This window comes from Plantactinospora alkalitolerans, assembly GCF_015690345.1.
Taxonomy (GTDB): Bacteria; Actinomycetota; Actinomycetes; order Mycobacteriales; family Micromonosporaceae; genus Plantactinospora; species Plantactinospora alkalitolerans.
This window is the reverse complement of the sequence record NZ_JADPUN010000138.1, coordinates 21,860-28,076: the sequence shown is the minus strand read 5'-3', so window position 1 is coordinate 28,076 and position 6,217 is coordinate 21,860. Positions and strand designations below refer to the sequence as shown.

Sequence of the window (6,217 nt, the reverse complement as noted above, 5' to 3'; positions counted from 1 at the left end):
CCGCCCGCCGGCGCGGTGCTGAGCTGACGGACGGCGCGGTGCTCAGCTACCGGAGGACGCGGTGCGGATGGACAGCGGCAGGCTCCGCTGCCGGACCAGGGTGTAGGGGCGGCAGGACGCGCGGATGACCAGCTCGGTGGGGAGCCGGATGTGCGTGTCGCGGTCGGCGCCGCCGATCAGGTCGATGAGCAGCCGCAACGCCTCGGCCCCCATCCGTTGCAGCGGTTGCATGATCGTCGTCAACGGCGGGTTGACCAGCGCCGACTCCGGGACGTTGTCGAAGCCGATCACGGACAGGTCGTCGGGCACGGTGAGACCCATGCCGCGGGCGACGTCGAGGGTGGAGATCGCGGAGAGGTCGTTTCCGGCGAAGACCGCGGTCGGTCGGTCCGGGAGCGCGAGCAGCTCCGCGGCCGTACCGGCGGCGCTTTCGATCCGGAACCCGCCGACCCGCACGAGCCTCTCGTCCACCGCGACGTCGGCGTCGGCCATCGCCTTGCGGAAGCCGGCCTCGCGCAGGCGGGCCGACTCGAGATCGGGGCGCCCGCTGATGTGCCCGATGCGACGGTGGCCCAGCGACAGCAGGTAGTTGGTCGCGAGCACGGCGCCGGCGAAGTTGTCGGAGTCGACGGTGGGCAGACCTGACGGGCCCGTGTGGGGGTCGACGGCGACGACGTGGAAGCCCTGCTTGGTTTCGACCACGGTCGGCGTGACGATCACGGCCCCGTCGATGAGCGTTCCGGACAGGCGGGCCAGCGACCGTCGTTCCCAGCCTATGGCCGTGCTGTCGCCGTCGCCGCCGGAGTAGGCCAGCAGTTGGTAGCCGGTGCCGGCGACCTCCCGGGACGCACCCTTGAGCAGCTCGGTCGAGAACGGCTCGAACTCGGCGACCAGGATGCCCAGCACGTTGGTCCGGTGGCTGCGCAGGCTCTGCGCCCCGAGGCTGACCTCGTAACCGAGTTGCTGAATCACCTGTTGGACGCGTTCCGCGGTCGCCTGTGCAACGCCGTAACGACCATTGATCACCTTGGATACGGTCGCCACGGAGACGCCGGCCGCACTGGCCACGTCGGACATCTTGACACGCTGCGGAAACGCCACGCCGACGATGATAGAGGGCCGTCAGACCCCTGTAACGGGGGAGTCGAAAACGTTATCGACAACGGTTGACACCACGTTACGTGGCTGTAAAACTCGCCCTTCAGATTGAAGTACCGCGACTTACTAGTCGAGGAGACATTCGATGCCAATCAAGCGCCGTACGGGCGCCGTCTTCGCGCTGCTGACGACCAGCGCGCTCCTTGCCGCCGGATGTAGCGGTGGTGACGGGGAGACGCCCTCAGCAGACGAACTGTACAAGAACCCGGTGACCCTGACCTGGTGGCACAACGCCTCCCAGGACGGGCCCGGGAAGACCTACTGGGAGAAGGTCGCCAAGGACTTCTCCGCCCTCCACCCGACCGTCACGATCAAGCAAGAGGGGATCGAGACCAACCAGCTCCAGCGCACCCGGCTCCCTGCCGCGCTTCTGACCAGCGACCCGCCGGACATCTTCCAGGCGTGGGGCGGCGGCGAGATGCGCGAGCAGGTGGAGGCCGACTACCTCAAGGACGTCACCGAGCAGACCAAGACCGAGGTTGGCGGCATCGGCAAGGCGGCCGAGATCTGGGCGGTGGACGGCAAGCAGTACGGCCTGCCGTACAAGCTGGGTATCGAGGGTATCTGGTACAACAAGGAGATGTTCGCGCGAGCCGGCATCGCCGGTCCGCCGACCACTTTCGACGAGCTGAACGACGCGGTCACCAAGCTCAAGGCCATCAACGTCGTCCCGATCGCCGTCGGCGCCGGTGACAAGTGGCCGGCGGCGCACTGGTGGTACAACTTCGCGCTGCGGGCCTGCTCGGTCGACACCCTGAAGAAGGCTTCCGTCGAGACCGTCTTCGACGACCCCTGCTTCACCAAGGCCGGCCAGGACCTCAAGGCCTTCATCGACACCAAGCCGTTCCAGAACAACTTCATCGCCACGCCGGGTCAGAACGACCCGACCAGCGCGAACGGTCTGCTCGCCAACGGCAAGGCCGCGATGGAGCTGATGGGTGACTGGAACAGGGGCACCCTGGACACCGTGGCCGCGGACAAGGCGGCCCTCGGCAAGTTCATCGGCTGGTTCCCGGTACCGGCGATCGCCAATTCGGCGGGTGACCCGAAGGCGGCCCTCGGTGGTGGCGACGGGTTCGCCTGCGCCAAGAACGCCCCGGCCGAGTGCGTCGAGTTCCTCAAGTACATCGTGAGCCCCGAGGTGCAGAAGGAGTACGCCGGGCTCAACATCGGGCTGCCCGTCGCCAAGGGTTCGGAGTCCGTTATCGCGGACACCGCACTGAAGTCGGTCCTGGAAGCCACCGCGAACACCACCTACCTGCAGCTCTGGCTGGACACGGCCTTCGGTAGCACCGTTGGCCAGGCGATGAACGACTCGATCGTCGCCATCTTCGCGGGCAGCGGCAGTCCTGAGAAGGTCGTCGAGGCTATGAAGCAGGCCGCACGAAAGTGACATCCATCAACCAAACCCTGGATCCCGCCGGCGGCGCGTCCGCGTCGCCGGCGGGCCTCCGGCCCGCCCGGAGACGGCCGTTCTCCCGCGCGGCCGAGAACCGACGCAAGTGGTACGAGATCATCGGGCTCACGACGCCGGCGATCATCGTCTACGTGATGTTCGTGCTGGTACCGATGGGCTTCGCGGTCTACTACAGCCTTTTCCGGTGGCGCGGGGTCGGCCCGCCCACCGAGTTCGTCGGCCTGGACAACTACACCCTGGCCTTCCAGGACCCGATCTTCCTCGACGCGCTGCGCAACAACGCGATCATCGTCGTCGGGTCGCTGCTGATCCAGGGCCCCATCGCGCTGGCCGTGGCCCTGCTGCTCAACCGTCGCTTCCGCGGGCGCACCGTGTTCCGGCTGCTGGTGTTCGTGCCCTACGTGCTCGCCGAGGTCACCGTCGGCATCATGTGGAAGCTGATCCTGACCGACGGCGGAACGGTCGACGCGCTGCTGCGGTCACTGGGCCTGGGCAGCCTGGTGCAGGCCTGGCTCGCCGACCTCAACGTCGTCATCTGGACGCTGCTCCTCGTCCTCACCTGGAAGTACGTCGGTTTCGCCATCATCCTCCTGCTCGCCGGCCTGTCGAACGTGCCGCACGAGCTGACCGAGGCCGCCGAGATCGACGGTGCGAACTGGTGGCAGATCCAGCGTCACATCACGCTTCCGCTGCTGGGCCCGACGATCCGGATCTGGATGTTCCTCTCGATCATCGGTTCACTGCAGGTCTTCGACGTGATCTGGGTGACCTCGGTGCCCGCGGTGCGGTCGCTCGGCGCGTCGGCCACCATGGCGACGTACATGGTGGACAACGGCTTCTTCGCCCGGCTGTGGGGCTACGGCAACGCGGTGGCCGTGATCCTGTTCGTCATCTCCTTCGTCGCGGCGCTGCTGTTCCAGCGTTTCCTCCTTCGTCGCGACATCGAGGGTGCCATCACCACCAGAAGGGTGAACTGACCGTGGCCGCGAACGCTGTCCTGCCGCCCCCATCGTCCAATCGTCGCCCGACGTCGTGGGGTAGCCCGCTCACCTACGCGCTGGCGTTCGCGATCGCGGCAGTGTCGATCGCCCCGGTGGTCTACGTGATCGTCGGGGGATTCCGCACCACCCCGTCGATCGTCGCGAATCCGGCCGGGCTGCCGGACCCGTGGGTCTTCGACAACTACGCCCGGGTGCTGACGCAGAGCGACTTCTGGGGGCAGGCGTTCAACAGTGCGGTGATCGCCCTGGGTACGACGCTCGCCGTCGTGGTGCTCGGGGTCTGCGCGGCCTTCGTGCTCGCCCGGTACACCTTCCGGGGACGTGAGGTGCTCTACACCTTCTTCACGCTCGGCCTGCTCTTTCCGGCCGGTGCGGCGATCCTGCCGCTCTACCTCATGCTGCGTGATTTGAACCTGGTCAATTCCTATTTCGCGGTGATCCTTCCGCAGGTCGCCTTCGCGTTGCCGCTCACGATCGTCATCCTGCGTCCCTTCCTGGCTGCCATTCCCCGCGAGTTGGAGGACGCGGCCGCGATCGACGGCACGGGCCGGCTCGGTTTCCTCTGGCTCATCGTGCTCCCGCTGTCGAGGCCCGCGCTCGTCACGGTCGGGATTCTCGCATTCGTCGCGAGTTGGAACGCATTCCTTCTGCCGTTGCTCGTGCTCAGCGACTCGAGCCTGCACACCCTGCCGCTGGGTGTGCAGAACTTCTCGAGCCAGTACACCTCCGACACGGCGGGGATCCTCGCCTTCACGTCGCTGGCGATGCTGCCGGCGCTGCTCTTCTTCACGTTCGCGGAGAAGCAGATCGTCGGTGGCCTACAGGGCGCGATCAAGGGCTGAGTGCGGCGGACCGACGCAGTGGGCCCGGACCGGGACCGACGGGACGGGCGGGACGGCGGGGCGGATCTCGCCCGGGCCACCCGCTCGGTCCCGTCGACGTCGCCGCCGCTCGCCCGCTCGCCCGTCGGCCGACGGCCGACGGCCTGTCATGATCGTCCGGAACTGGGCGTACGGGTCGAACCGGCGATTCCCCGGCCGGTGTGAAGTTCCGGGGCCGGGTCTGGCAGAATGGGTCGCTGGTATCCGGCACGCGTCCGGCGCCCTCTAACCCGGGCGTGTCGCCAGTCCATCGAGCAGTCTCCGGCCCAACCCCACTGTGCCGGTCGGCAACTCACCCGCGCACCGCCCGTTTCGGGTAGGTGAGAATCGCAACAGGAGCGAACACACTGTGGCCGTAAAGATCCGGCTCCTGCGGATGGGTAAGATCCGCAACCCGCAATACCGCATTGTCGTCGCCGACTCGCGTACCAAGCGTGACGGCCGGGCGATCGAGTTCGTCGGGATCTACCAGCCGAAGGAAGATCCTTCGGTGATCCAGGTCAAGTCGGACCGGGTGCAGCACTGGCTCTCTGTCGGCGCTCAGCCGAGCGAGGCCGTCCAGCGTCTGCTGGAGAAGACCGGCGACTGGCAGAAGTTCAAGGGCCTGCCTGCCCCGCCGCCGCTGCTGGTCGCGCCCGAGCGGGCCGACCGCACCGCGCTGTACGAGGCCGAGGCGAAGGCGGCGGCCGGGCTGACCGAGCCCAAGCCGGCGAAGAAGTCGGCCAAGGCGGCGTCGGCCAAGACCGAGGCTCCGGCGAAGGCCGAGGCTCCGGCGAAGGCCGAGGCTCCGGCGAAGACTGAGGCGCCCGCGAAGACCGAGGCTCCGGCCAAGGCCGAGGCGCCCGCGAAGACCGAGGAGCAGGCCGGTGCGGACTCCGGCGAGCGGGCCTGAGGTGGCGATCCGACCGGCGCTCGAGCACCTGGTCAAGGGCATCGTCGACCATCCGGACGACGTACGGGTCCGGATGGTCGACTCCCGGCGGGGTAAGCGCCTGGAGGTACGGGTGCACCCCGAGGACCTGGGCACGGTGATCGGTCGGTCCGGGCGTACCGCCAAGGCGCTGCGCCAGGTGATCGGGTCGATCGGCGGGCGCGGGGTACGGGTCGACATCGTCGACTCGTACTGATTCCGGCCGCGATGCTTCTGATCGTCGGCCGGATCGGCCGTCCGCACGGTATCCGCGGTGAGGTGACCGTGGAGGTGCGGACCGACGATCCCGACGCACGTTTCGCCGTCGGGGCGGTGTTGCGCACCGACCCGACGGCGGCTCCCGATCCGAGAACAGCCAACGCGCCGCCGGTCACCGACCTCGGCGAGCTGGTCCGCGTGCCCGAGCGGCTGGTCGTCGAGGCGGTCCGCTGGCATCAGGGCCACCTGCTGGTCTCCCTCGAAGGGGTCCACGACCGGGATGTGGCCGAGGCGCTGCGCGGCACCCTGCTCTGGGTGGACAGCGCGGAGCTGCTGCCACCGGAGGACCCCGACGAGTTCAACGACCATCAACTGGTCGGCCTCGCCGTGGTCACGCCGTCCGGTGAGACCCTCGGCGAGGTCGCCCGGATCGACCACGCGCCCGCCTCGGACCTGCTGGTGCTGCGTCGCCCGGAGGGGCGTACCGCGTTGATCCCGTTCGTCAAGGCGATCGTCCCCGAGGTGGACCTCGCCGCCGGCCGGGTGATCGTCGACCCACCGGCCGGACTGCTGGACCTGTGAACCGGAACGGCGGCTAGGAAGGGCTCCCCGCTACCCGGGAAGACGAGAA

At 68.2% G+C, this 6,217-nt stretch carries 8 protein-coding genes; 7 read left to right on the top strand and 1 reads right to left on the bottom strand.

The annotated features are described in order from the left end of the window. Nucleotides 1–42 precede the first annotated feature (42 nt). Complete coding sequence (locus tag I0C86_RS13185; RefSeq protein WP_323373615.1) at nucleotides 43–1,101, bottom strand: LacI family DNA-binding transcriptional regulator; 1,059 nt, start codon at nucleotides 1,099–1,101, stop codon at nucleotides 43–45. Nucleotides 1,102–1,243: 142 nt separating this feature from the next. Between I0C86_RS13185 and I0C86_RS13180 the strand changes: the two genes are divergently transcribed. From I0C86_RS13180 to rimM, 7 genes are all read left to right on the top strand, one after another. After that, nucleotides 1,244–2,551, top strand: coding sequence for an ABC transporter substrate-binding protein (locus I0C86_RS13180; RefSeq protein ID WP_196201528.1), 1,308 nt, complete (start codon nucleotides 1,244–1,246; stop codon nucleotides 2,549–2,551). Further along, complete coding sequence (locus tag I0C86_RS13175) at nucleotides 2,548–3,552, top strand: carbohydrate ABC transporter permease (RefSeq protein WP_196201527.1); 1,005 nt, start codon at nucleotides 2,548–2,550, stop codon at nucleotides 3,550–3,552. The genes I0C86_RS13180 and I0C86_RS13175 overlap by 4 nt, the downstream gene beginning before the upstream one ends. Continuing rightward, on the top strand, nucleotides 3,549–4,418 hold the full coding sequence (locus tag I0C86_RS13170) for a carbohydrate ABC transporter permease (protein ID WP_196201530.1): 870 nt from the start codon (nucleotides 3,549–3,551) through the stop codon (nucleotides 4,416–4,418). Before I0C86_RS13175 ends, I0C86_RS13170 begins: the two co-directional genes overlap by 4 nt. Next, complete coding sequence (locus I0C86_RS13165; protein ID WP_196201526.1) at nucleotides 4,419–4,622, top strand: hypothetical protein; 204 nt, start codon at nucleotides 4,419–4,421, stop codon at nucleotides 4,620–4,622. 184 nt (nucleotides 4,623–4,806) lie between these two features. Then, nucleotides 4,807–5,349 (top strand): 30S ribosomal protein S16, encoded by a 543-nt coding sequence (gene rpsP / locus I0C86_RS13160; protein ID WP_196201529.1) that lies wholly within the window; start codon nucleotides 4,807–4,809, stop codon nucleotides 5,347–5,349. Beyond that, nucleotides 5,324–5,584 (top strand): RNA-binding protein, encoded by a 261-nt coding sequence (locus I0C86_RS13155; RefSeq protein ID WP_196201525.1) that lies wholly within the window; start codon nucleotides 5,324–5,326, stop codon nucleotides 5,582–5,584. The genes rpsP and I0C86_RS13155 overlap by 26 nt, the downstream gene beginning before the upstream one ends. Nucleotides 5,585–5,595: 11 nt before the next feature. Continuing rightward, nucleotides 5,596–6,168 (top strand): ribosome maturation factor RimM, encoded by a 573-nt coding sequence (gene rimM, locus I0C86_RS13150; RefSeq protein ID WP_196201524.1) that lies wholly within the window; start codon nucleotides 5,596–5,598, stop codon nucleotides 6,166–6,168. The last annotated feature ends 49 nt before the right edge of the window (nucleotides 6,169–6,217 follow it).